16 protein-coding genes are annotated in these 25,710 nt (G+C 61.9%); 4 read left to right on the top strand and 12 right to left on the bottom strand.

Features of this window, described 5'->3' with window-relative positions:
• The first annotated feature begins 138 nt into the window (after nucleotides 1-138).
• Nucleotides 139-2,718: a DNA mismatch repair protein MutS gene (mutS, locus tag ACZYGA_RS12300; RefSeq protein WP_479399267.1), complete on the top strand. Its 2,580-nt coding sequence runs from the start codon at nucleotides 139-141 to the stop codon at nucleotides 2,716-2,718.
• Nucleotides 2,719-2,970: 252 nt separating this feature from the next.
• The gene (gene fdxA, locus ACZYGA_RS12295) at nucleotides 2,971-3,294 is read left to right on the top strand and encodes a ferredoxin FdxA (RefSeq protein WP_077377971.1); all 324 of its coding nucleotides are present in this window, start codon (nucleotides 2,971-2,973) and stop codon (nucleotides 3,292-3,294) included.
• A 1,213-nt stretch (nucleotides 3,295-4,507) separates the two neighbouring features.
• On the opposite strand, the gene eno is transcribed toward fdxA, so the two are convergent.
• The 12 genes from eno to pilM form a co-directional block, all read right to left on the bottom strand.
• On the bottom strand, nucleotides 4,508-5,797 hold the full coding sequence (eno, locus tag ACZYGA_RS12290; protein WP_077377968.1) for a phosphopyruvate hydratase: 1,290 nt from the start codon (nucleotides 5,795-5,797) through the stop codon (nucleotides 4,508-4,510).
• Between the two features lie 102 nt (nucleotides 5,798-5,899).
• A complete protein-coding gene (kdsA, locus tag ACZYGA_RS12285) occupies nucleotides 5,900-6,751 on the bottom strand; it encodes a 3-deoxy-8-phosphooctulonate synthase (RefSeq protein ID WP_077377966.1) in 852 nt (283 codons plus the stop codon).
• Nucleotides 6,752-6,886: 135 nt separating this feature from the next.
• Nucleotides 6,887-8,527 (bottom strand): CTP synthase, encoded by a 1,641-nt coding sequence (locus ACZYGA_RS12280; protein ID WP_077377963.1) that lies wholly within the window; start codon nucleotides 8,525-8,527, stop codon nucleotides 6,887-6,889.
• A 193-nt stretch (nucleotides 8,528-8,720) separates the two neighbouring features.
• Nucleotides 8,721-10,136 carry an FAD-dependent oxidoreductase gene (locus tag ACZYGA_RS12275; protein ID WP_084207840.1) on the bottom strand — a complete coding sequence of 472 codons (1,416 nt, stop codon included), beginning with the start codon at nucleotides 10,134-10,136 and terminating at the stop codon, nucleotides 8,721-8,723.
• A gap of 77 nt (nucleotides 10,137-10,213) precedes the next feature.
• Complete coding sequence (gltB, locus tag ACZYGA_RS12270) at nucleotides 10,214-14,665, bottom strand: glutamate synthase large subunit (RefSeq protein WP_084207839.1); 4,452 nt, start codon at nucleotides 14,663-14,665, stop codon at nucleotides 10,214-10,216.
• 569 nt (nucleotides 14,666-15,234) lie between these two features.
• Nucleotides 15,235-16,341: a 3-dehydroquinate synthase gene (gene aroB / locus ACZYGA_RS12265; protein ID WP_084207838.1), complete on the bottom strand. Its 1,107-nt coding sequence runs from the start codon at nucleotides 16,339-16,341 to the stop codon at nucleotides 15,235-15,237.
• A gap of 71 nt (nucleotides 16,342-16,412) precedes the next feature.
• Nucleotides 16,413-16,955 (bottom strand): shikimate kinase AroK, encoded by a 543-nt coding sequence (gene aroK, locus ACZYGA_RS12260; RefSeq protein ID WP_077377951.1) that lies wholly within the window; start codon nucleotides 16,953-16,955, stop codon nucleotides 16,413-16,415.
• Nucleotides 16,955-19,000 carry a type IV pilus secretin PilQ gene (locus tag ACZYGA_RS12255; protein WP_077377948.1) on the bottom strand — a complete coding sequence of 682 codons (2,046 nt, stop codon included), beginning with the start codon at nucleotides 18,998-19,000 and terminating at the stop codon, nucleotides 16,955-16,957. The genes aroK and ACZYGA_RS12255 overlap by 1 nt, the downstream gene beginning before the upstream one ends.
• 140 nt (nucleotides 19,001-19,140) lie before the next feature.
• Entirely contained in the window at nucleotides 19,141-19,695 is a 555-nt protein-coding gene (locus ACZYGA_RS12250; protein WP_170212622.1) for a pilus assembly protein PilP, read from the bottom strand.
• Nucleotides 19,695-20,327 carry a type IV pilus inner membrane component PilO gene (locus ACZYGA_RS12245; protein WP_077377942.1) on the bottom strand — a complete coding sequence of 211 codons (633 nt, stop codon included), beginning with the start codon at nucleotides 20,325-20,327 and terminating at the stop codon, nucleotides 19,695-19,697. Before ACZYGA_RS12245 ends, ACZYGA_RS12250 begins: the two co-directional genes overlap by 1 nt.
• On the bottom strand, nucleotides 20,324-20,914 hold the full coding sequence (locus tag ACZYGA_RS12240; RefSeq protein ID WP_404626327.1) for a PilN domain-containing protein: 591 nt from the start codon (nucleotides 20,912-20,914) through the stop codon (nucleotides 20,324-20,326). The genes ACZYGA_RS12245 and ACZYGA_RS12240 overlap by 4 nt, the downstream gene beginning before the upstream one ends.
• On the bottom strand, nucleotides 20,911-21,975 hold the full coding sequence (pilM, locus tag ACZYGA_RS12235) for a type IV pilus assembly protein PilM (RefSeq protein ID WP_103751454.1): 1,065 nt from the start codon (nucleotides 21,973-21,975) through the stop codon (nucleotides 20,911-20,913). The genes ACZYGA_RS12240 and pilM overlap by 4 nt, the downstream gene beginning before the upstream one ends.
• A gap of 247 nt (nucleotides 21,976-22,222) precedes the next feature.
• Between pilM and ACZYGA_RS12230 the strand changes: the two genes are divergently transcribed.
• Both ACZYGA_RS12230 and ACZYGA_RS12225 read left to right on the top strand, forming a co-directional pair.
• On the top strand, nucleotides 22,223-24,739 hold the full coding sequence (locus tag ACZYGA_RS12230; RefSeq protein WP_077377936.1) for a penicillin-binding protein 1A: 2,517 nt from the start codon (nucleotides 22,223-22,225) through the stop codon (nucleotides 24,737-24,739).
• A gap of 134 nt (nucleotides 24,740-24,873) precedes the next feature.
• Nucleotides 24,874-25,638, top strand: coding sequence for a DUF481 domain-containing protein (locus ACZYGA_RS12225; RefSeq protein WP_103751453.1), 765 nt, complete (start codon nucleotides 24,874-24,876; stop codon nucleotides 25,636-25,638).
• Nucleotides 25,639-25,710: the final 72 nt, after the last annotated feature.

Genomic DNA, 25,710 nt, shown 5'->3' with positions numbered 1-25,710 from the left:
GAAAAGGGAAGCGAGCAGGAGGCATCACAGGCATTGGAGCCGGCCGTGCCAGTCCGTAGAATATCGCGCATCCCGCATGCCGTGTTCTCGCATGTGCGTCTTTTTCCCATTGCAGTGCAGTCAAGGAAGTCCATGGCCATGGCCAAGAACAGCGCGCCCCAGATGACGCCGATGATGGCGCAGTACATGAAGATCAAACGCGAGCACCCCGGTGTGCTGCTGTTCTATCGCATGGGCGACTTCTATGAGCTGTTCCATGAGGACGCCAAGCGAGCCGCGCAACTGCTCGACATCACCCTGACGGCACGTGGCAGCTCCGGCGGCTCCCCCATTCCCATGGCAGGGGTGCCTTATCACAGCGCCGAGGGTTACCTGGCACGCCTGGTGAAAATGGGCGAATCCGTGGCCATCTGCGAGCAGATCGGCGATCCCGCGACCACCAAGGGCCCCGTCGAGCGCAAGGTGGTGCGCATCGTCACACCGGGCACCCTGCATGACGAGGCGCTTCTGGATGCCAGCCGTGACAATCTGCTGGTGGCGCTGCATCGAGACGGTGAGACCTGGGGCCTGGCGGCACTGGAGCTTTCCTCAGGACGCTTCAGCGTACTGGAAGTCAATGGCGATGAAGAACTGCTGGCCGAGATCCAGCGTCTGTCACCCGCCGAGCTGATGGTCGGCGAGAGTCGTGAACTGCCAAGCAGTCTTGCCTCACGCCCGGGCCTGACCCGTCAGAGTGACTGGCATTTCGACCATGAGACCGCGTTGCGCCTGCTGTGCGATCAGTTCGGCGTTCAGGACCTCAATGGTTTCGGTTGCAGTCATCTGACCTGCGCGGTCACCGCTGCTGGTGCCCTGCTCGACTACGCGCGTGACACGCAGCGCACCGGTCTGCCCCACGTGACGGCGCTGGCCGTGGAGAGTCGCGACGATTCGGTCGTGATCGATGCCGCCAGCCGTCGCAACCTCGAGATCGACACCAATCTTGGCGGCAGCAGCGACAACACGCTGGCCAGCGTATTGGACGTGACTGCTACCGCGATGGGCTCACGCCTGCTCAAGCGCTGGCTCAACCGCCCGCTGCGCGATCAGACCCAGATCGGCCAGCGCCAGGCGGCAGTGCAGCGCTTGATTGAGGGTGACTACCCCTTCGAACTGCAAGGCCTGCTCAAGCGGATCGGCGATGTGGAGCGCATCCTGGCGCGTGTTGCACTGCGCAGCGCCCGCCCGCGGGACATGGCGCGCCTGCGTGATGGCCTCAATACACTGCCAAAGCTGCGCGCCGTGCTCGCCAGCGTCGAGAAAGGCAGTGCCATCGATGACCTGCGCGATGGCATCCGCCTGTTCCCCGCCCTCTCGGCCATGCTCAGCGAAGCGCTGATCGAGAATCCGCCGGTCGTGCTGCGCGATGGCGGGGTGATCGCCGATGGCTACGACGATGAGCTGGACGAGTATCGCGGCCTCTCCGAGAACGCCGGTCAGTATCTGGTGGCCCTCGAGACCCGTGAGCGTGAGCGCACCGGCATCAGCAACCTCAAGGTCGGCTACAACCGCGTTCATGGTTACTTCATCGAGCTGCCGCGCTCCCAGTCAGCGGAAGCTCCGCCGGAATACATCCGCCGCCAGACGCTCAAGAATGCCGAGCGCTTCATCATCCCGGAACTCAAGGAATTCGAGGACAAGGCGCTGTCGGCCAAGTCCAAGTCGCTGGCCCGCGAGAAGCTGCTGTATGAGCACCTTCTGGATGACCTGAATACCGAACTGGATGGCCTGCAGCAGACGGCACGCGCCCTGGCGTCACTGGATGTGCTCACCGCCTTCGCTGATCGCGCCGCCGCACTGGACTTCGTCCGCCCACAGCTCAGCGACACGCCGGGAATCGACATCGAAGGCGGCCGCCACCCGGTGGTGGAACATGTCAGCGACCACCCCTTCGTGCCCAACGACGTGCGCTTTGACGATGCGCGCCGCATGCTGGTGATCACCGGCCCCAACATGGGCGGTAAATCCACCTACATGCGTCAGACCGCGCTGATCGCACTGCTCGCGCATACCGGCAGCTTCGTACCCGCCGCTCGCGCCTGCATCGGCCCGCTGGATCGCATCTTCACGCGTATCGGCTCCTCGGATGACCTGGCCGGTGGCCGCTCGACCTTCATGGTCGAGATGACCGAGACTGCCAGCATCCTGCACAACGCCACCGACGAGAGTCTGGTGCTGATGGATGAGATCGGTCGCGGCACCTCGACCTTCGATGGCCTGTCATTGGCCTGGGCAAGCGCCGAGCACCTGGCCCGCACGCGCGCCTTCACGCTGTTCGCGACCCATTATTTCGAGATGACGGCACTCCCCGAGCACGTCGATGGCGTGGCCAACGTTCACCTGACCGCCGCAGAGCATGGCGATGGCATCGTCTTCATGCACCGTGTCGAGGAGGGGCCGGCAAGCCAGAGTTATGGCCTGCAGGTTGCCCAGCTGGCCGGGGTCCCGCAGAACGTCATCCTGCGTGCACGTGAGAAATTGACCAGTCTCGAGCAGCAGGAGGTCGATCGTCCGCAGGTTGCCCGTGAAGATGCACTCGGCCAGCCAGTACCGCAGCAGAATGACCTCTTCGCGGCACCGCCTCACCCGATCGTCGAAGCCTTGACCCAGCTGGACCCGGATGACCTGAGCCCCAAGCGGGCACTGGAACTCATCTATGAATGGCGCAAGATCCAGTAAGCGGCGGAGTGAGTCGACTGACAAGTCGCATGACACGATGCGCCTGCCGACACTCGACAGTGCGCGATGGGCATAGCACCATTCCAAAACGATCCGCCCACGCTGATTGCGAGGGCGGCAGAGCGCCACTAGAATAACGCCTTATAACACTCGCGCCGCTTATAACCTGAAACTCAAGATGCCGCTCAGACGGCACAGAGTGGCGCTGGACCACGACCTACGAGAGACGCCGACCCGCGTCAGGAGACCCAGATGGCATTCATCGTCACCGAGAACTGCATCCGCTGCAAATACACTGACTGCGTGGAGGTCTGCCCGGTCGATTGCTTCTATGAAGGCCCCAACTTCCTGGTCATCAACCCGGACGAGTGCATCGACTGCGCTCTGTGCGAGCCGGAGTGTCCCGCGGAAGCCATCTTCTCCGAGGACGAAGTGCCGGAGAATCAGAAGGAATTCATCGAGCTGAATGCCGATCTGGCCGAAGTGTGGCCGAACATCAGCGAGAAGAAGGACGCCATGGAAGACGCCGAGAAGTGGGATGGTGTCGAAGGCAAGCTCGAATACCTGGAGCAGTAAATGCTCTGCCCGACCTGACCGGGCAAGCACCAGGTTCTCATCAAGACGGCAGCCACTCCCTCAGGGGTGGCTGCCGTCTTCGTCTTGAGCGCTCATGGTCAGCCAGCCCGGCGGGTGGGGCCGAAAAAAAGGCACAAAAAAGGGCAACCCCGAAAGGTCGCCCGCTCCAAGCGTGTCCCTGTCGATCCGTCCTGGATCGTGTTCCTGGGTGCTGTCCCTGCCCGTCATGGCATCCTGCCATTCAGAGCGCACCGTCACGCATGGGGCATTGTGGCACTGCTTGCGCAGCTGTCCCACCACAATGCCCGTTTCTGCTTATTGCCTGCCCTGCTGTCCTGCTCATGCAACTGCATCGCAGATGCATTGCCCGGCATCCTGCCCGTGCCGCTCCTGACCTGCCTCAGCTGACAGTCTCATGATGTTCCGTGATCTGACATCCTTGCCTCGGCATCCTGCCGTCGAGATTCTGCCGCTGATTGCCTCGTCTGCCTGACACGGATGATGTCCCGTCATCCGTCACTCCTGTGAAGGCGAGCTTCCTGACTGCATATCGGGTCGAGACCCATCAACCATCCCTGTCGTGATTGCGCGTCCGCTGCCAATGACGATACCGTCACTCTGGATCTTCCTGATCCGGTACTTCCTGTACCTGGCCATTCATCCGTGGTCCCTGGCCAATTCCTGCCCGCTCCTCGGGCAAGATGCCATGCAGTGCTGCTGCTTCCGTCATCCTTGACGGTTCCTGTTCGCTGAACATCCTGTTCAGACGAGTCGGGCATCCTGCCCGACGTACTCCCTGGAAGATCATCAAGAGCATCCTGCTCAAAGGTGCGGTGTCCCGCCGCATCCCGCTTCCATGACGCTATTCTGGTCAGCAAGCCGTCATCAGGCAACTAGCCAAACCGCTCAGACGCATCGGGACAAACAAGGAAGCTTTTAGATAAAACTGTTGTAAAACAGTGATCTATAGAAAAACATACGATTGAACACGTATCCGGAGTGCAGCAGTTATCCTCTATGTCCTGCATATCTTGTAGGAAAAGGCTTACATGAACTGACTGCAGAGATGGGGAAAGTCCACGTACTTGAGACGCAACCTGCGCGGACAGCACGTGTAACGCACGACGGGGCCGTACCCGAAGGTACGACCCCGTCATGTGGAAGCGTTGTGGATGCCGACGACCAAGACGGCATCCACAAGCCTGTCGCCTGCTTACTGGCCCTTGATCTCTTTCAGGCCATTGTAGGCGACATCGCCCAGCTGCTGCTCGATCACCAGCAGGCGGTTGTACTTGGCGACACGGTCAGAGCGGCACAGAGAGCCGGTCTTGATCTGCCCGGCACAGGTACCCACGGCGAGGTCGGCGATGGTGGTGTCTTCGGTCTCGCCACTGCGGTGGGAGATGACCGCAGTGAAGCCAGCGGCCTGCGCCATCTTGATCGCATCCAGGGTCTCGGACAGTGAACCGATCTGGTTGAACTTGATCAGGATGGAGTTGCCGATGCCTTCATCGATACCACGGCTCAGGATGCGCGTATTGGTGACGAACAGGTCATCACCGACCAGCTGCACCTTGTCGCCGAGCTTGTCGGTCAGCAGTTTCCAGCCTTCCCAGTCAGACTCGTCCATGCCGTCTTCGATGGACACGATGGGGTATTCGTCCGCCAGCTCGGCCAGGTAGTCGACGAAACCACGTGCATCGAAGCTCTTGCCTTCACCAGACAGATTGTACTGGCCATCCTTGTAGAACTCGGAGGAGGCACAATCCAGCGCCAGGGTCACGTCAGTGCCCAGCGTGTAGCCCGCATCGCTGACCGCCTGCTTGATGACCGCCAGCGCTTCGGCATTGGAGGCAAGGTTCGGTGCGAAACCACCTTCGTCGCCCACGGATGTGCTCAGATCGCGGCCTTGCAGGACCTTCTTGAGCGCGTGGAAGATCTCGGCGCCGGTGCGCAGCGCTTCACGGAAGGTCGGCGCGCCGACCGGCTGGACCATGAACTCCTGGATGTCGACATTGTTGTCGGCATGCTCGCCGCCATTGATGATGTTCATCATCGGCACCGGCATGGAGTACTTGCCCGGCTGACCGTAGAGCTCGGCGATGTGAGCGTAGAGCTCGATGCCCTTGGCCTGGGCAGCTGCCTTGGCAGCGGCCAGGGAGACCGCGAGGATCGCATTGGCACCCAGCGATTCCTTGTTCTCGGTGCCATCCAGCGCCAGCATGGCGTCATCCAGCGCACGCTGGTCCAGTGCATCCATGCCCACGAGACGCTCGCGGATCGGGCCATTGACGGCTTCGACTGCCTTCAGCACACCCTTGCCCAGATAACGGCTCTTGTCGCCATCACGCAATTCCAGCGCTTCGCGCGAACCGGTGGAGGCACCGGAAGGCGCGCAGGCGCTGGCACGTTGTCCACCTTCCAGCACGACCTCGGCCTGTACGGTCGGGTTACCACGGGAATCGAGCACCTCAAGGGCGCGGATTTCGACGATATTGGCCATCTTGTGTCGTCCTCTACACGGGGGATTGAAACACCACGACGGGCATCTTGCCCATAGCGCAAAAAGGCCGCTCACAGGGTAGTGAACGGCCAGTAGTCATGTTCAGCGAATATCCAGCGGCGCAAAGCCCTTCACCAGCGAATCCAGCGATTGCAACTGGCGCAGGAAGGGTTCGAGCTGATCCAGCGGCAATGCGCAGGGGCCGTCACACTTGGCGTTGTCCGGGTCCGGATGTGCCTCGAGGAACAGGCCTGCCAGCCCCAGCGCCACGCCGGAACGGGCCAGATCGAAGACCTGCTCACGACGACCACCGGCAGAATCGGCCCGCCCACCCGGGCGTTGCAGCGAGTGGGTGACATCGAACAGCACCGGCAGCCCCGTATCCTTCATCTCGGCCATGCCGAGCATGTCGACCACCAGATTGTTGTAGCCGAAGCTGGAGCCGCGCTCGCACAGCAGAATCCGGTCATTGCCCGCTTCACCGCACTTGGCGACGATATGGCGCATTTCGTGCGGGGCCAGGAACTGCGGCTTCTTGACGTTGATGACGGCACCGGTGCGCGCCATGGCCACGACCAGATCCGTCTGGCGCGCCAGGAAGGCGGGCAGCTGGATGACATCGGCCACTTCGGCCACGGCAGCTGCCTGATGAGGCTCGTGGACGTCAGTGATGATCGGCACGCCAAAGCGCGACTTGATCTCGGCGAGGATCTCGAGACCCTTCTCCATCCCCGGCCCGCGATAGGAGTGCATGGAGCTGCGATTGGCCTTGTCGAAGCTGGCCTTGAAGACGTACGGCATGCCGAGGCGCGATGTCACCTCGACGTATTGTTCGGCGACCTCCAGTGCCAGCTCACGCGATTCCAGCACGTTCATGCCACCGAAAAGCGTCATCGGCCGATCATTGGCGACTTGCAGGCCTGCAAATTCGATCACGCGTTGTTCGTTGCTCATCACTGCACCGTCCATCAAAAACGTTGCCCACCGGCGGCTCAGCCGCGATGCCCTTGCCTGCCGGACATTCTTGATGAGCCGCCGCGGAAAAGACCCACGGGCGCCACTCTGGCGTGACGCCCGGCGATCACCCTATCACTCGCCGCGAGTCCGCGCCGCCTTGTGATTGAGCGCCGCATTCACGAAGCCGGAGAACAGCGGGTGACCATCACGCGGGGTGGAAGTGAACTCCGGGTGGAACTGACACGCCACGAACCACGGGTGGTCCGGCAGCTCGACCATCTCGACCAGCGAGTTGTCGACGCTGCGGCCCGAGAAGATCAGACCGGCTTCTTCCAGCGCCGGCACGAACTGGTCGTTGACCTCATAGCGGTGGCGGTGACGCTCGACGATCTCATCGCTGCCATAGGCCTGATGCGCCTTGGAGCCGTTGAGCAGACGACAGGCCTGACCGCCCAGACGCATGGTGCCACCCAGGTCGGATGCCGCGTCACGGGTCTCGATCTTGCCTTCCGGCGTCAGCCATTCAGTGATCAGACCGACCACCGGGTGCTGGGTGTCGTGAGTGAACTCGGTGGAGTTCGCATCAGTCCAGCCGGCCACGTTGCGGGCAAACTCGATGACCGCGACCTGCATGCCCAGACAGATACCCAGATACGGCACCTTGTTCTCACGTGCGAAGCGTGCGGTGGCGATCTTGCCTTCCACACCCCGCTCGCCGAAACCGCCCGGCACTAGAACCGCGTCCTTGCCGATCAGACGATCGGTACCGTTGCGCTCGATCTCTTCGGAATCGATGAAGTCGACGTTGACCTTCACACGTCCCTGGATACCGGCATGAATCAGTGCCTCGTTCAGGGACTTGTAGGCGTCCAGCAGCTCCATGTACTTGCCGACCATCGCGATGTTGATGGTCTTGAGCGGGTTGAGCTTGGCATCCAGTACCGACACCCACTCGGACATGTCGGCCTCTTTGGCCTCCAGGCGCAGCTTGTCGCAGACAATCTCATCGAGACCGGCTTCATGCAACATCAGCGGAATACGATAGATGGTGTCGGCATCCTGCAGCGACACGACAGCACGTTCCTCGACATTGGTGAACAGCGAGATCTTGCGACGCTCGCTTTCCTCGATCTCGACTTCGCTGCGGCAGATCAGGATATCCGGCTGGATACCGATGGAGCGCAGCTCCTTGACGCTGTGCTGGGTCGGCTTGGTCTTGGTCTCACCAGCCGTCTTGATGTACGGCACCAGCGTGAGGTGCATGAAGATGGCACGCTCGCTACCCAGCTGGGCGCGCAACTGACGGATCGACTCCAGGAATGGCAGGGACTCGATGTCACCGACGGTGCCACCGATCTCGACCAGCGCGACGTCATAGCCTTCACCGCCAGCGATCACGCGACGCTTGATCTCGTCGGTGATGTGCGGGATGACCTGAACCGTTCCACCCAGGTAGTCGCCGCGGCGCTCCTTGCGCAGCACGTGCTCGTAGACACGGCCGGTGGTGAAGTTGTTGCCCTGGGTCATGCGCGAGCGGATGAAACGCTCGTAGTGACCGAGGTCCAGATCGGTTTCCGCGCCATCTTCAGTGACAAAGACTTCGCCGTGCTGGAACGGGCTCATGGTGCCCGGATCGACGTTGATGTACGGATCCAGCTTGAGAATGGTGACCTTGAGGCCACGGGCCTCGAGAATAGCCGCCAGCGAAGCGGATGCGATGCCCTTGCCAAGCGAGGAAACAACGCCGCCCGTCACGAAGATAAATCGTGTCATGGAAACCTGCCGAAAACGTGAGCTGTAGGAGAGATCCGGGGGAACGGATCAGGATGGGTCGCCAGTCTAGCGGAAAGGCTGCTCCGGCTCAATTTGATTGCCACTCCATCCATCCTTGGTGACGCCGCCACGGGCACCCGCCCAACGTATCAGGCCCGCCATGGCGGGCCTGATACGTGATACTGCGATCTCCTTACACTTCCAGGAAATCGAGAATCCCTTCTGCGGCCCGGCGACCTTCATCAATGGCGGTCACCACCAGATCGGAACCGCGCACCATGTCACCACCGGCGAACACCTTGGGATTGGTGGTCTGGAAGGCGAGTCGCTCGGCACTGGTCGCGATGCGCCCACGCTCATCGACCCCGATATCGAAATCGGTGAACCACGGTGCAGGACTGGCCTGGAAGCCGAAGGCGACGATGACGGCATCCGCCGGCAGGATCTCTTCGGAACCCGGCACCACTTCCGGGCGCTGGCGCCCGTTGGCGTCCGGTTCACCCATGCGGGTACGCACGACCTTGACGCCCTCGACCTTGCCCTCACCGACCACCGCCACCGGCTGGCGATTGAACAGGAAGTCGACGCCTTCCTCACGAGCATTGGTCACCTCACGACGCGAGCCCGGCATGTTGGCCTCGTCGCGACGGTAGGCACAGGTCACGGTATCGGCGCCCTGACGAATGGAGGTGCGGTTGCAGTCCATCGCGGTATCACCACCGCCGAGCACCACGACCTTCTTGCCTTCCATCGAGACGTAATCGGCCGGGTCCTTCTCGAAGCCCAGGCAGTGATTGACGTTGGCGATCAGGAAGTCGAGCGCCTTGTGAACTCCCGGAAGATCCTCGCCCGGGAAACCGCCGCTCATGGCGTTGTAGGTGCCCATGCCCAGGAAGACGGCATCGTATTCCTCGAGCAGGGCATCGAAGCCGATGTCACGACCGACCTCGACATTGAGACGGAACTCCATGCCCATCTCTTCGAAGATCTCGCGGCGGCGCGTCATCACGCCCTTCTCGAGCTTGAACTCCGGGATACCGAAGGTCAGCAACCCACCGATCTCCGGATGGCGATCATAGATCACCGGACGCACACCGTTGCGCACCAGGATATCGGCGGCACCCAGACCCGCCGGGCCGGCACCGATGATGGCGACGCGCTTGTCCGTCCAGCTGACCTTGGACATGTCGGGGCGCCAACCCATCGCGAAGGCGGTGTCGGTGATGTACTTCTCGACCGAACCGATGGTGACGGCACCGAAGCCATCATTCAGGGTGCAGTCGCCTTCACAGAGACGATCCTGCGGGCAGACGCGCCCACAGACTTCGGGCAGCGAGTTGGTCTGGTGCGAAAGCTCCGCAGCCTCGAGGATGTTGCCCTCGGAGACCAGCTTCAGCCAGTTGGGGATGTAGTTGTGTACCGGACACTTCCACTCGCAGTAGGGGTTGCCGCAACCCAGGCAGCGATGCGCCTGACTGGCCGCTTCCACCGGCTTGAACTCGGCGTATATCTCGTTGAACTCGCGGGCACGCACGCGAGCATCTTTCTTCTGCGGGTCCTGACGACCCACATCGATGAACTGGAAGTCGTTGGCGAGCTGATTGGCCATGATGAATCCTCTCTCAAAATCCGGGCACCGTCGCGGTGCGGGCCCTCACCCAGGGCTTGCCAGGGTGAGGGATGCGGTCACTCCGGCTGACGCCGGGACTGATCGAGCAATCCACCCAGGCTTGCCGCCTTGGGCTTGACCAACCAGAAGTGACGCACGAAGTCAGGGAAATCACGCAGGATGTTGCGACCGCGCTCGGAGCCGGTCTCGGCCACGTATTCCTCGATCACTTCGCGCAGATGGCGACGATAGGCCTCCATGGCTTCGGTATTGATACGGTGGATTTCCACCAGCTCGTGGTTGTACTTGTCGACGAAGTCTCGACTCTCGTCCAGTACATAGGCGAAGCCGCCGGTCATGCCTGCACCGAAGTTGACGCCGGTTTCGCCCAGCACGCAGACCAGCCCGCCGGTCATGTACTCACAGCAGTGATCGCCCGCCCCTTCGATGACGGCATGCGCACCGGAGTTGCGCACCGCGAAGCGCTCGCCGGCAGTTCCCGCGGCGTACAACTTGCCGCCGGTCGCCCCATACAGGCAGGTGTTGCCGATGATGGCCGTCTTGTGGCTCTCGAAGCGCGAGCCGCGCGGCGGCACGATGGTCAGCTTGCCGCCATTCATGCCCTTGCCGACGTAATCGTTGGCATCGCCTTCCAGATGCATCTCGAGGCCATGCGCATTCCAGACCCCGAAGCTCTGCCCTGCCACGCCGGTCAGGCTGACCTTGAGCGGCGAGCCCGCCAGTCCTGCCTCGCCATATCGCTTGGCGATCTCACCGGAGACGCGCGCCCCGATGGAGCGATCGCAGTTGGTGACATGGAAGCTGAACTCGCCACCGCTGCGGCTGTCGATCGCCGACTCCATCGCCGCCAGCATCTCGAGGTTCTTGGCGCCGGGGTCATGCGGCTCGTTGCGGCTGACCTGGCAGAACTGCGGCGCGTCCTCGGGCACGAAGTCATTGCCCAGCAACGGCGTGAGGTCGAGACGACGCTGCGCGTTGGTCTCGCCTTCCAGCACTTCGAGCAGATCGGTACGACCGATCAGGTCGGTGATCTGGCGCACGCCCAGCAGCGCCATCAGCTCGCGCACCTCTTCAGCGATGAAGCGGAAGTAGTGCTTGACCATCTCGACGGTGCCGCGGAAATGCTCATCACGCAGCGCCTGGTGCTGGGTCGCGACACCGGTGGCACAGTTGTTCAGGTGACAGATACGCAGGTACTTGCAGCCCAGCGCCACCATCGGTGCCGTCCCGAAGCCGAAGCTCTCGGCCCCCAGAATCGCCGCCTTGACCACATCCAGACCGGTCTTGAGACCGCCATCCGTCTGCAGACGAATCTTGTGACGCAACTGATTGATGCGCAGCGCCTGGTGCACCTCGGGCAGCCCCAGCTCCCACGGGGAACCGGCATGCTTGATCGAGGTGATCGGGCTGGCCGCGGTGCCACCGTCGTAGCCGGAGACGGTGATCAGGTCGGCATAGGCCTTGGCGACACCGGTGGCGATGGTGCCGATACCGGGCTCGGAGACCAGCTTGACCGAGACCTGCGCTGACGGATTGACCTGTTTCAGGTCAAAGATCAGCTGTGCCAGATCCTCGATGGAATAGATGTCATGGTGCGGCGGCGGCGAGATCAGTGTCACCCCCGGCACGGCGTAGCGCAGACGTGCGATCAGGTCGTTGACCTTGCCGCCCGGCAGCTGACCGCCCTCACCGGGCTTGGCGCCCTGTGCGACCTTGATCTGCAGTACCTCGGCATTGACCAGGTACGCCGGCGTGACACCGAAACGCCCGGACGCGATCTGCTTGATCTTGGAGGAGCGCACGGTACCGTAGCGTGCCGGGTCTTCACCGCCCTCACCGGAGTTGGAGCGCCCGCCGGCCTCGTTCATGGCCTGCGCCAGCGCCTCATGTGCCTCGGGAGACAGCGCGCCGAGAGACATGCCGGCGCTGTCGAAGCGCGGCAGCAGTGATTCGACGGACTCGACTTCCTCAAGCGGCAGCGGCTCGGCCACGGGCTTGAGGCTCAACAGATCGCGAATGGTCGCGACCGGACGCTCGTTGACCAGGCGCGCGAATTCCTTCCACTTGCCGTAGTCCCCCTGCTGCACGGCCTGCTGCAGCTTCATCACCACGTCAGGGTTGTAGGCGTGGTACTCACCACCGTGCACGTACTTGACCAGACCGCCCTGCTTGATGCGCTTGCGCGGCAGCCAGGCTTCACGCGCCAGCAGCTCCTGCTGGAACTGCAGCTCGGCGAAGCCGGCGCCTTCGATGCGCGAGGCCATGCCGGTGAAGCACATGTCCATGACTTCACTGTTGAGCCCTACGGCCTCGAACAGCTGCGAGCCACGGTAGGAGCCGATGTGCGAGATGCCCATCTTGGACAGGATCTTGTAGAGGCCCTTCTGCATGCCCTTGCGATAGTTCTCGCGGGCATCGGCCGGGTTGCCGGACAGCTCGCCGGTGCGATGCATGTCGGCCATCACCTGATAGGCAAGGTAGGGGTAGACCGCCGTGGCACCAACCCCGAACAGCACTGCCATCTGGTGTGCATCACGCGCATAGCCGGTCTCGATGACCAGATTGACGCGCGGACGCAGTGCCAGTGCTCCGAGGTGATGGTGAATGGCGCCAGTCGCCAGTGCGGCATGGATCGGCAGCTGTCCCTTCTTCAAGCCACAGTCGCTGAGTACCAGGATAACCTTGCCATTGCGCGCCGCTTCCTCGGCCTGCTGACAGATACCCTGAAGCGCCTGCTTCAGAGAGTCCTGACTCGGGTCATAGTGCAGCTTGAGCGTCTGGGAGGTGAACGCCGGGTCCTCATGATTGACCAGCGCATTGAACTTGCGCGGTGACAGCACCGGCGTGGTCAGGATCAGACGATGCGCGTGTTCCGGCGTCGCGTCGAAGATGTTGAGCTCGGCGCCACAGCAGGTCTCCAGCGACATCACGATCGCTTCGCGCAGCGGATCGATCGGCGGATTGGTGACCTGGGCGAACTTCTGGCGGAAATAGTCGGTCAGTACGCGGTTCTGGCGCGACAGCACGGCCATCGGGGTGTCATCCCCCATGGAGCCGACCGCCTCCTGACCGCTCTCGGCCAGCGGGCGCAGCAGCTGATCACGCTCTTCAAAGCTGACCTGGAACATCTTCTGATAGACGTCCAGCGTGTCCGCTTCCATCGGCTGGAAACGCGCCAGCTCGGTCAGCGCGGACTCGAGGTAATTGGCATTTTCACGCAACCAGCGCTTGTAGGGATGGGCCCCCTTGAGGCGCTCGCTGACCTGATCGGTGTGCAGCACTTCACCGGTCTCGGTATCGACACCCAGCACCTGCCCCGGCCCGACACGCCCCTTGGCGACGACATCTTCCGGCTTGTAATCGTAGGTACCGATCTCGGAGGCCAGCGTGATGAAGCCATTGCGGGTGATGACCCAACGCGCCGGACGCAGACCGTTGCGGTCCAGCATGCACACGGCGTGGCGACCATCGGTGAGCACGATGCCCGCCGGACCATCCCAGGCTTCCATGTGCATGGAATTGTATTCGTAGAAGGCCCGCAGGTCGGAATCCATCTGCTCGACGTTCTGCCAGGCCGGCGGCACCATCATGCGGATGGCGCGATAGATATCCATGCCACCGGTCAGCAGCACTTCCAGCATGTTGTCCATGCTGGAGGAATCGGAGCCGACCGTGTTGACGATCTCGTCCAGCTCGGCGATCTCGGGCAGCTGCTCGGAGACGAAGTTCTCCTTGCGCGCGTTTGCCCAGCCACGGTTGGCCTCGATGGTGTTGATCTCGCCGTTGTGGGCGAGGAAGCGGAACGGCTGGGCCAGCGGCCAGCGCGGCGCGGTGTTGGTCGAGAAGCGCTGGTGGAAGACACAGATCGCGGTCTCGAGGCGCGGGTCGCCCAGGTCCTTGTAGAAGCGCGGAAGGTCTTCCGGCATCACCAGACCCTTGAAGGAGATGACCTTGCCGGACAGCGAGCAGACGTAGAAGTCCTCTTCGCCCTTCAGCGCCTGCTCGGCGTATCTGCGCGCCATGAACAGGTCGACATTGAAGGCGATATCGGTACGTTCACTGGAAGCTGCAACGAAGACCTGACGAATGCGCGGCAGGCAGTCGCGGGCCATCGGGCCACACACGCTGTCATCCACCGGCATGTCACGCCAGCCGAGCACCTCGAGGTTGCGTGCCGTCAGAGCGGACTCGAAGGCATCACGCGCGGCCTGTTCACGCGCGTCATCATTCGGCAGGAAAAGCGTACCGACGGCATAGCGCTCGCCCAGCTCGAGCCCGAGCGTCTCTCGGGCGATCTGGCGCATGAAGCCATCCGGCATCTTGAGCAGCAGGCCGCAGCCATCACCGGTCTTGCCGTCGGCAGCGATACCACCGCGGTGAGTCATGCACGTCAGGGATTCAATGGCAGTCTGCAGCAGCTCATGGCTTGCCTGCCCTTCCATATGGGCGATCAAGCCGAAGCCGCAGTTGTCGCGGAACTCTCCCGGTTGGTGGAGACCTTTATTCATGGGCGTGCCTCACGGAGAAATCATGTGTCCAGATGCTTTTCAACAAGCATTTTCGAGGTTATAGTTATCGGTTATCTTTATTTTTATGCCTGCCGATAGTGGCGCCATCAGTGTCGCAACACGACGCCAGATTTCCCTCGAGCATATCCCCGCGCTTCCCCACCGCGCAATTCTCCACAGGTCGCCCATCGGGCAAAAAAACCTGACAAAACCGAAGGTTAGAGACACCTCATTCCAAAAAACCCTGTAGGCTCAAGCGCTTAGCGGGTAGACATGCCTCGCGGGTTTCGCCTTGCAACTTTAGTCTTGGATGAATAAAAAACAGCGTTTTTATTCAATTCTCCCCATACCGATTACGCATACGGCATACCAATTCAGGAATCACGCCCCGCTAATGCACTTGTCCTGCACACTCACCGGCACACCCGACCCGTACATCGGACATGCGCCCTGGGCACGTCCACCTGAAGTGCCCACTGACGCTCGACAAAAAGAAAAGCCGCCACCCTGAGGTGACGGCTTTTCTTCTGCAGCAGATTCCGTGCACCAGCCAACGGCTGGTCGAGGGATCAGTGGCTGCTGCGCGGCCAGTGCTCCAGCATGTCCGCCAGCAGGCCGGCAGGCGCCTCTTCGGTAATCACCGCACGCCCGATACGCTCGAGCAGGATCAGACGCAGACGGCCATCGACATTCTTCTTGTCCAGCTGCATGTGACGCAGGAAGTCCTCGACCCCCATGTCCTCCGGCGCTTGCAGCGGCAGACCGGCCTTGCCGATCACCTTGGCGATACGCTCGACATCGGCACTCGACAGCCACCCCATGCGCGCCGAAAGTTCAGCGGCCATCAGCATGCCGGTGCCGACGGCTTCACCGTGCAGCCAGACGCCATAGCCCTGGTCCGTCTCGATGGCATGCCCGAAGGTGTGGCCGAGGTTGAGCAGTGCGCGCACGCCCTGCTCGGTCTCGTCCTGCGCCACGACATCCGCCTTGATCGCACAACTGCGGCGGATGGCCTCTCCGAGCAAGGTTTCATCCAGCGCCATCAAGGCCTGCATGTTGTCTTCCAGCCAGCTCAGGAAGCTTTCATCCCACAGCAGGCCATACTTGATGACCTCGGCCATGCCCGCCGACAGCTCACGCTGCGGCAATGTCCTGAGGCTTGAGGTATCGATCAACACCAGTCTCGGCTGCCAGAAGGCACCCAGCATGTTCTTGCCGCGCGGATGATTGACGCCGGTCTTGCCCCCCACCGAGGAATCCACCTGCGACAGCAGCGTGGTCGGCACCTGGATGAAGGCCGCCCCCCGCTGATAACAGGCGGCGGCAAAACCGGTCATGTCGCCGATGACTCCCCCACCGAGGGCGATCAAGGTGCAACGACGATTGAAGCCGGCCTCGAGCAGGGCATCCCAGATCAGACCGATACTGGCCATGTGCTTGGTCTGTTCGCCATCCTCGAGAATCACCTCTCGAATATCCAGACCATCGCCAAGTGATGCCTTGAGCGCCTCCAGATACAGTGGCGCCACCACGGTGTTGGTGACGATCATCACCTGACGACCGGCGAGATGCTCACGAATGAGGTCTCCTCGCGCCGTCAGGCCCGGGCCGATGTGAATGGGGTAACTACGCTCGCCAAGTGCGACATCGAGACGATGAGCGGGAGCCAGGGACATGATGATTCTCCTTGCGGCGAAACGAATGACGGCGCCTGAATGTAAGCGAGAGCCAGACTCCCCAGGGGAGTCTAGCCATGCACGTGGAGCGGGTCTGACAATGCCTTGAGCCGGCGCCGGATCTCGTTGGTGACCGCACGCGGGCTGCGTCGATCGGTACGCACGATGATATCCGCGGTGTCGCGATAGAGAGGGTCTCGCAGCTCGAAGAGACGCTTGAGCACCCGCCCCGGGTCATCCTGCTGGAGCAGAGGACGATTGCGGTCACGTCCGGCACGCTTGAGCTGCTGCTCGACCGGAGCATAGAGATAGACCACCGTGCCGCGCTCTCGCAGCACGCGCCGGTTGGCTTCGGCCATGATGGCACCGCCACCGGTGGCCATCACGACATCGGACAGCGAGGTCAGCTCGTCAATCACGGCCTGCTCGCGCCCGCGAAAGCCCGCCTCGCCCTCGACATCGAAGATCCAGGGGATGCTGGCACCGCAGCGATCTTCGATCACGTGGTCGCTATCGCAAAATTCACGATGCAAGTCGGCCGCCAGCAGGCGGCCGATAGTGCTCTTGCCGGCCCCCATGGGGCCGACAAGGAATACGTTGGGAATCACATGCATCAGCGCACCGCCAGGCCGTCCTCGATGATCTTCGGGGTAATGAATACCAGCAATTCTACCTTCTCGTTGGACTCTTCGGTATAGCGGAAGAGATTCCCGATCACCGGCAGATCCCCCAGGAAAGGTGTCTTGAAGACGCTGCGTATCTGTTCAGAGGTCAGAATACCGCCCAGCACCACCGTCTCGCCATCATTGACCAGCACCTGAGTCTCGATTTCATTGGTATCGATGGCCGGCTCGCCATTGAAGCTGTCATCGGACACGTCGTCATTGTTGATCAACAGATCCATGATGATGCGGTTGTCCGGGGTGATCTGCGGCGTGACCTCCAGCGCCAGCACCGCCTCCTTGAACTCGATGTTGGTCGCGCCGCTGGAGGTCGCCTCCTCGTAGGGAATTTCCTGACCCTGCTTGATGACGGCCTTCTTCTGGTTGGCGGTGATGATCTTGGGCTGGGAGATGGTCTGGCTCTTGCCTTCGCTTTCCAGCGCCGAAAGCTCCAGATCCAGCAGGATGTCGCCGGACAGGTAACCGAAGCTGAAGGTGCTGCCCGGATCACTGTCGTCACCCAGATTGACGCTCAGGCCACCGTCACTGGTCGTGCCGGTCGACGCACCTTCCAGGCCGAACTTGCCGTTGCTGCTGTTGGAAAGCCCCCAGTTGACACCGATTTCACTCGACACGCTGCTGCGCGCGATCACGATGCGCGCCTCAATCTGGACCTGACGCACCGGAATGTCGAGATACTCGAGGGTACCGCGAATGGACTCCAGAGTGTCGCGCGTGTCCTGGATCAACATGGTGTTGGTACGCTCATCCACCATGACACGACCGCGCTCGGAGAGCAGGCCGATACCGCCTTCACCGCGCAGCAATGCCGCCAGGTCCGCCGCCTTGGCATATCGCACCTGAATGTACTCCGTCGTCAGGGGCGCCAGCTCCTTGACCTGCTGATTGGCTTCCAGCTCCTTGCGCTCAAGTGCCGCCAGCTCTTCCGCCGGCGCGACCATCAGCACGTTGCCCATGCGGCGACTGGCCAGGCCATTCGACTTGAGCACCAGGTCCAGCGCCTGATCCCAGGGCACTTCCTTGAGGTTCAGGGTCACGTTGCCGGTGACGTTGTCACTGGCCACCAGATTGAGCCCAGTGAAGTCCGCGATGATCTGCAGCACCGAGCGCACTTCGATATTCTGGAAGTTCAGCGAGATCTTCTTGCCGGTGTACGGGAACTTGTCCTTGATCCGCTCCGCCTGCTCTTCCCGTGTCAGCGGCTTGACCTCAAGCACCAGCTCGTTGCCGGCCTGGGTGGCCAACTGGGTGTAGTAGCCATTGGCATCCACCACCAGGCGCACACCATCACGAGTACGCTGCGGATCGATCCTCGATACCGGAGTCGCGAAATCACCGACATCCAGCACCTGATTCAGCTCTGGCGGCAGGGCGACACCCTTGAGATCGATATAGATCTTGCGGCCACGCTCGGTCACGCGAGACTCGACATTGGCGCGATTGAAGTTGACCACGACACGCCCTTCCCCCTCGCTGCCCCGACGGAAATCGATACCACTGACGGAAGGCTCCGCCGCGACTTCCAGTCCGCCACCCTGCTGCTGCGGCTGCGCGGACTGGCCTGACGCGGCGGCGGCCACCGGACCGCCCTGCTCACCGACGATGACATAGAGGCTATTGCCTTCGGTACGGGTCACATAGGGACGGGTCTGGCTGAGCTTCATGACCAGGCGCGTACGCGAGCCGGCCTCCAGCGCCACCAGCTCCTCGACCCCATTGAGGCCGAGCTCGAAGCGGCGCTTGTCCAGCTGACTGCTGGTATCCATGAGATCGATGGTGATACGCGGCGGTGTCTCGATCCGGTATCCCTTGACCTCAGGCACCCCGCCGGCGAAATCGAGCTTGAGCTCCATCCGATCGCCACCCAGCGAAGTGAATTCCAGATCCTGCAGCGTGGAGGCCGCCTGCGCCACACTCGCCATCAGGCTGCCGAAAGCCGCCAACCCCAGCAGACTCATTCGTTGCAATCGCGTCATGTTCCCTTGTCCCCTGTCTCGCTGCGGCTCCGCCCAGCCATTGAAGCTGATCGCGCCTTATTCTTGTCGAAGCATTATGGTGTCGGTCATCGACCGCTCATCTTCCGTGACGATTCTGCAGACAGCGCCGCCAGCACGCGCTAACCGCTGGCATCTGCCGGTTGAGTCAATGCCATGGCGCGGGTTCGTTCGATCCAACCGCCCTGACCGTTGGGCACGATTTCCACCAGGTCCAGCTGAGTATCACCGATGCGAATGATGCGGCCGAAATTGCTCCCCATGTGTCCGCCGACACTCACACGCTGCACCTCCTGCTCCGGCGTCAAGATCAACGCCGAGCGACTGCCGTCCACATCCAGGGTCCCCACCATGCTGAGCTGCTCCATCGGCCAGGCCTCAAGAGGCTCGCGGGGGCGATCCAGATCCGGCCGCACGCCATTGTCCACCATGGCGAGCTCCTCCTCCGGCTCCGGCAGTCGCGACTGGAAAGGACTGCGAGCATCTGCCATGTCGTACGTCACGGGATGATACTCGGGCTGAGGCGGCAGGTCCTTGACCTGCCCCGTCGGCCGCCCTCTGAGCGACTCGAGCTCGCTCTCCAGCGCAGGCAGCTGCGGGTCACCACAACCGGCCAGCAGTGTCAGCAACACCGCACCACCCAGCACGACATGCTTGCGACGTGTCGTCAGACTCATCATTTACCTCCCGATGGCAACGGTGCGCCTTGGCGGTAGTTGTAAGTCTTGGCCAGCAGCGACAACTCCAGGTCTTCACCCTGCGAGACCGGTGTCAGCACGAAGTCATGCAACGTCACGATACGCGAAAGCCCGGCGACCCCTGACACGAAGGCGGCAATGCGGTGGTAATCGCCGCGCACCTTGATATCGAAGGGCTGTTCGACGTAGAAATCGCGATTCTGGGCCGGCTTGAGGCGAATGTATTCCACCTCCAGCTGATTGTTGATGGCCGTCTCGCTGATGTCATCGAGTAGAGCCGGCACTTCGGCATCGGTCGGGAGCATCTCGAGCAGCTGTTCCATGCGCGTCTCCAGCTCGGCCATCTGCTCACGCATCACGGGCAGATTGGCCGCCTTGAAGGCCTTGGTCTCGAACTGGCTCAGCAGCTGACGTTCCTTGGCTTGCAGGCGCTCAAGATCCTCGGCCTTGGGCGCCGCAAGGAACCAGTGGGACGCCCAGAACAGGGCACCAAAGACGATCAGCACCAACACCACCTGCAAGGTGACGGGCCAGATACCCGCCTCCTTGAGGTCGAGATCCTGGAAGTCCGTCGACTTGAGACGACGCACTTCGGCATTGAGGAAACTCATTTCCGACCTCCCTGCCTGGCGGCCTTCGTATCGGCAGCACTGGAAGCGACGGCCGTCGGTGTCTCGGGAATCATGATATTGAAGCTGCGACGATCATCGTCGCTGCTCTGTACGTCGGACAGTGTCGGCGTACCGAAGACATCCGATGACGCAAGCGTGCGCATCAGACCGGACACCTGACGCGTATTCTCCGCGATGCCGTTGGCCTTGATCTGACGTCCGCTGCGACTGATGCTCTGGTACCAGGCACCCTCGACCAGCGTCGCAACGAGCTGATTGAAGACACGTACCGTTTCCGGGCGCGAGAACTGCAGACTGCGAATCAGCTCGATCTGCGCCAGCATCTGGTCACGCCGACTCTCGATATCCTCGACTTCCTTGATATCGCGATTCAGCCGCGCCATTTCCTTCTCGATGAAGGCATGTCGCTGCTTCTGCGCCTCGAGCTGGCTCTGGTAATACTCGCTCATGCCAAACCCGGCTCCCACCCCCACCACGGCGGCCAGCGCCAGAATGCCGAAGAAGCGCTTGCTGCGCTTCTCGCGACGCTCCTCACGCCACGACAGCAGATTGATCTCGATGGTCATGAGCGCTTCCTCATCGCAAGCCCGCAAGCCGTCAACATCGCAGGGGCATCACCGGCCAGCGCCTGGATGTCGACTCGAGGGTTGACGCTCATGTGCGTGAAGGGATTGGCCATGATCACTTCCAGTCCGGTGTGCCCTGCCAGCGACTCACGTAATCCGGGAATGGCGGCGGTCCCTCCTCCCAGCAGAATGCGCTGGACCTCACGACGCTTGCCGGCGGTGTAATAGAGCTGCAGGGAGCGCGCGATCTGCTGCACGAGCGTGTCACGGAACGGATCCAGCACTTCACTGTCATAGGTGTCCGGCAGACCACCACGCTTCTTGGCCAGGCCCGCTTCGTCATTGGAAAGATCGAAACGGTTCATGATCTCGTCGGTCAGCTGACGCCCCCCGAACACGGCATCCCGGCTGTAGACGATGCGACCATTCTGGATGACATGAAAAGCCGTCATGGTGGCACCGATATCGACGACCGCGACGCACTCTTCATTGTCGTAGGTAGGGGGGAGCTGGTGGCGCAATTCACCGAAGGCACGCTCCAGCGAAAAGGTCTCGACATCGACCGCTGACGGCTCAAGGCCGGCCTGCTCGAGCGCGGAGGTGAGCTGATCGACATCCAGGCTGCGACAGGCCACCAGCAGCAGATCCTGCTGATCAGGATTGCGGGCATTGACCCCCAGATGCTGGAAGTCGAACGCCACGTCATTGAGCGGGAAGGGAAAATGCTTCTCGGATTCGAGCGCGATGCGCTGCTCGATCTCGTCATCGGCCAGATTGGTCGGAAAACTCAATGTCTTGGTGATGGCGGCACTGGCCGGCACCGCCACGACGGCTCGTCGCGAGCGCGGCTGGGCCTGCTCGACCGCGCGCTTGATCGCCAGCACGACTTCATCCATGTCGCGGATGCGCCGCTCGACGACTGCGCCTTCCTTCAAGGGGCGCACCGCGTAGCTATCGATCTGGTATCGATTTCCGTGTCTGGACAGCTCCAGGAGCTTGACGGTCGCCGATGTGATATCGACGCCAATCAGTCCCTTGCCGGCGGATTTGAGTCCCAGCAATTGGCATTCCCCTGCTCTGATGACGACCCCGTCTGACTGGCGGGCCGCCGCTTCCCGTGCGGCACCGCCGCGGCACCCTCTTCTGCTGAGAGGTTACATTATGTTTCGCAGAATAACACAACAGACGCGCAAGACAGGGTTCAACGCTGGCCGCATCTGGACCCGCTACTTATAATGCCCCAGCAATGGAATTGCCAATCCCCCCGCAGCCACCCGCCTTTCATTACCCACGGACCCTGTCTTGCCCATGAAGCTATTGAGACGACTACTTTCGCCAGTGTTCTGGCTGCTGCTGTCACTGTGTGCTGCGGGATTGCTGGCCATCGTCGGCGCCTCCCTGTATTTCGCACCTGGCCTGCCCGATGTTCATCAATTGCAGGATACCAAGCTGCAGACGCCGCTGCGCATCTACACCCGTGACGGCAAGCTGATCGGCGAATACGGTGACCAGCGCCGCATCCCGGTCACCTTCGACGAGATCCCCGAGACGTTTGTGGACGCCCTGCTCGCGGCCGAGGACAGCAATTTCTTCTCGCACCCGGGCATCGACCCCAAGGGCCTCGCGCGTGCCGCCGTCCAGCTGGCTTCCAGCGGCAGCATCCAATCGGGCGGCAGCACCATCACCATGCAGGTCGCGCGCAACTACCTGCTGACGCTGGATCAGACGTTCACGCGCAAGATTCGCGAAATCCTGCTGTCACTGCAGATGGAGCAGATCCTCTCCAAGCAGGAGATCCTCGAGCTCTACGTCAACAAGATCTTCCTGGGCCATCGCGCCTACGGGATCGCGGCTGCGGCACGCACCTACTATGACAAGTCTCTCGATGAACTGACCCTGGCCGAGCAGGCCATGCTGGCAGGCCTGCCCAAGGCCCCCTCCAGCTTCAACCCGCTCACCAACCCTCAGCGCGCCCTGATCCGTCGCAACTGGATCCTGCTGCGCATGAAGGAACTGGGCTATATCGAGCCTCAGGCCTATGACGAGGCCGTCAAGGCACCGATCACCGCGGCACGCCATTACACGCGCCCGGAAGTCGAGGCGCCCTACGTCGCAGAGATGGCCAGAAGCTTCGCGGTCGATCGTTTCGGTGACAAGGCATATACCGACAATGTGCGCATCACCACGACGCTGGACAGCAAGCTGCAGCCGCAGGCTCGCGATGCCTTGATCAAGGGCCTGATCGACTATGACACCCGCCATGGCTGGCGTGGCGTGGAGGAATCCGGTATCGCGGCGTCACTGGCGGAAGCTCAGGACCAGACCGATCAGGCCGGCCTCGAAGAAGAGATCTCTCGCTCTCCCGAAGTGCTGGAAACGGCCAGACAGGCCGCCCAGAAGAGCGAGAAGCGCATCGAGGGCATCGACCGCGATGTCTCCAACTGGCTGAAAGTGCTGGATCGCACGCCGGACTATGGCCCGCTCGAAGCCGCCATCGTGGTGGAAAATGATGGCAAGCAGATGAAGGTCCTGCTGGCAGACGCCAGCCTGGCCACTATTGGCTGGGACGGTCTGAAATGGGCGCGCGAGTACAAGAGCTCCCGCTGGCGCGGTGGTGTACCCGGCTCTGCCGCCGAGATTGCCAAGGTCGGCGATCTGGTGCGCGTCATCAAGGAAGATGATGGCTATCGCCTGGGTCAGCTGCCGGATGCCCAGTCGGCCATCGTTTCACTGGACCCGGAAAGTGGCGCCATCCTCGCACTCCAGGGCGGCTTCAGCTATTCCGCCAGCAAGTTCAATCGAGCGATACAGGCACGTCGTCAGGCCGGCTCCATCTTCAAGCCGTTCATCTACCTCTCGGGGCTCGAGCAGGGCGGCATGTCACCGGCGACCATCATCAACAATGCTCCGGTGGTCATGCAGGATGGCAACAAGGTATGGCGCCCGGAGAACGCCGGCGGCAAGTTCACTGGTCCGACCCGGATCCGCGTTGGTCTCTATCGCTCCCTGAACCTGGTGTCCGTGCGACTGCTGCAGACCGTCGGTCTCGAGAAGACGCTCGACTTCCTCGTCAAGGTGGGCTTCAAGCGCGAAGAGCTGCCCAACGGTCTGTCACTGGCACTGGGCAGCGCCTCGCTGACACCGCTGGAAATGGCCCGTGCCTACGCCGTACTCTCGAACGGCGGCTTCCGTGTCGAACCCTGGTACATCGACACCGTCACGCGCGGTGACGACGAGACCGACTACGAAGCTCATCCGGCCGTCGCCTGCGCCAACTGCACGCCGGGCATGGTGACCGTCAATCGTGATGGCCGTCAGTATCCGCTGGCCGAGCGCATCGCCTCGCCGGAATCCATGTACCTGATCCGTGACATGATGGAAGACGTCATCAAGCGCGGCACCGGCCGTGGGGCCCTGACGCTTGGTCGCGATGACCTGGCTGGCAAGACAGGGACCACCAATGACCAGCGTGATGCCTGGTTCTCCGGCTTCAACAGCAAGCTGGTCGCGACCGTCTGGGTCGGCAAGGACTCCAATGACACCCTCGCCGAGTACGGTGCCCAGGCCGCGCTGCCCATCTGGGTCGACTACATGCGTGGCGCCCTCAAGGGCATGCCATCCGCCAGGATGGAGCGCCCCGATGACATCGTGAGCGCGACCATCGACCCGGAGTCCGGCAAGCGCCTGCACAGTGGTCAATCCGGCGGCGTCAGCGAGCTGTTCCGCAAGGACAATCTGCCGCCCTACAAGGAACGCACCATCCGCAAGGAGCTGGAGCAACAGAGCGGCTCAGAAGGCACCGGAACTTTCGAGGCCATCTTCTGATCTGAAGCAGGTCACCTGCGCCCGTCCACACCGCGCGCAGTGAGGTGAAAGAAGAGCGACCCATGGTCGCTCTTCTTTCATCCATCTGGCCTCGCTGTCCTTCAATGCCCCCTTTCACCATGCCCGGAGTCTGCATGCTTCACCCATTGCCCACACTGCGCATGACCCTGCTGCTGTGTCTGGCCCTGAGCCCGCTTCGCGAGGCCAGTGCCGATGATGACCTCTTCTACGCTCCCCCCGCCGCCAGCGAGGATTCCGAGCCATTCAGCGGTCAGGCCGAGCTGGGCTTTACCAAGCTCTCCGGCAACTCGAACAGCGAAACCTTGCTGGGCAAGGCCCGCCTGTCCTGGCACCTCAAGCCCTGGACCCACACCTTCCGCATGGAAGCCAAGCATGTGTCCAGCAGCGGCGAGACCACCACCGAGCAGTACCTGATCGGTCAGCGTGAGCGCTATGACCTGGGGCGTGATCGCTATGCCTTCGGGCTGCTGCGCTGGGAGAAGGAGCGCTTCTCCGGCTATGACGATCAAGTCACCTCCATCGGGGGGTACGGGATTCGCCTGCTGTCAGGCCCTGAGCACAACCTCTCTGTCGAGGCGGGTCCGGGCTATCGCTACGACAATATCACCGAGGGGGATCACGAGAACTACCTCCTCGGCTACACGGCCATGGACTATCGTTGGCAGCTGTCTGATACCTCGAATTTCGAGCAGCAGTTCTCGGTGGAAGGTACCCGGGACAACATCATCAGCCGCAGCTATACCGCACTGACCGTCTCCATCAATTCCAGCCTGGCCTTGAAGCTCTCCCACGAGATCAAGAACAACACCAGCCCGCCGGATGACACGGACGCCAAGACCGACACCACCACCGCCGCCTCGATTCTCTACAGCTTCTAGTACGCCACTGAAAGTTGTTGGACAGACAGCAAAAAGCCCTCGCCGGACATCTCCGACGAGGGCTTTTTCTTC

The sequence above is a fragment of the Cobetia sp. BL01 genome (assembly GCF_056493605.1).
The sequence above is the reverse complement of the archived record's forward strand: the minus strand, read 5'-3'. Positions and strand labels throughout refer to the sequence as shown.

Excerpts from the sequence above, each read along its gene's own strand:
- mutS (WP_479399267.1), top strand. The coding sequence starts at position 139 with ATGGCCAAGAACAGCGCGCCCCAGATGACGCCGATGATGGCGCAGTAC.
- fdxA (WP_077377971.1), top strand. The coding sequence starts at position 2,971 with ATGGCATTCATCGTCACCGAGAACTGCATCCGCTGCAAATACACTGAC.
- eno (WP_077377968.1), bottom strand. The coding sequence starts at position 5,797 with ATGGCCAATATCGTCGAAATCCGCGCCCTTGAGGTGCTCGATTCCCGT.
- kdsA (WP_077377966.1), bottom strand. The coding sequence starts at position 6,751 with ATGAGCAACGAACAACGCGTGATCGAATTTGCAGGCCTGCAAGTCGCC.
- ACZYGA_RS12280 (WP_077377963.1), bottom strand. The coding sequence starts at position 8,527 with ATGACACGATTTATCTTCGTGACGGGCGGCGTTGTTTCCTCGCTTGGC.
- ACZYGA_RS12275 (WP_084207840.1), bottom strand. The coding sequence starts at position 10,136 with ATGGCCAATCAGCTCGCCAACGACTTCCAGTTCATCGATGTGGGTCGT.
- gltB (WP_084207839.1), bottom strand. The coding sequence starts at position 14,665 with ATGAATAAAGGTCTCCACCAACCGGGAGAGTTCCGCGACAACTGCGGC.
- aroB (WP_084207838.1), bottom strand. The coding sequence starts at position 16,341 with ATGTCCCTGGCTCCCGCTCATCGTCTCGATGTCGCACTTGGCGAGCGT.
- aroK (WP_077377951.1), bottom strand. The coding sequence starts at position 16,955 with ATGCATGTGATTCCCAACGTATTCCTTGTCGGCCCCATGGGGGCCGGC.
- ACZYGA_RS12255 (WP_077377948.1), bottom strand. The coding sequence starts at position 19,000 with ATGACGCGATTGCAACGAATGAGTCTGCTGGGGTTGGCGGCTTTCGGC.
- ACZYGA_RS12250 (WP_170212622.1), bottom strand. The coding sequence starts at position 19,695 with ATGAGTCTGACGACACGTCGCAAGCATGTCGTGCTGGGTGGTGCGGTG.
- ACZYGA_RS12245 (WP_077377942.1), bottom strand. The coding sequence starts at position 20,327 with ATGAGTTTCCTCAATGCCGAAGTGCGTCGTCTCAAGTCGACGGACTTC.
- ACZYGA_RS12240 (WP_404626327.1), bottom strand. The coding sequence starts at position 20,914 with ATGACCATCGAGATCAATCTGCTGTCGTGGCGTGAGGAGCGTCGCGAG.
- ACZYGA_RS12230 (WP_077377936.1), top strand. The coding sequence starts at position 22,223 with ATGAAGCTATTGAGACGACTACTTTCGCCAGTGTTCTGGCTGCTGCTG.
- ACZYGA_RS12225 (WP_103751453.1), top strand. The coding sequence starts at position 24,874 with ATGCTTCACCCATTGCCCACACTGCGCATGACCCTGCTGCTGTGTCTG.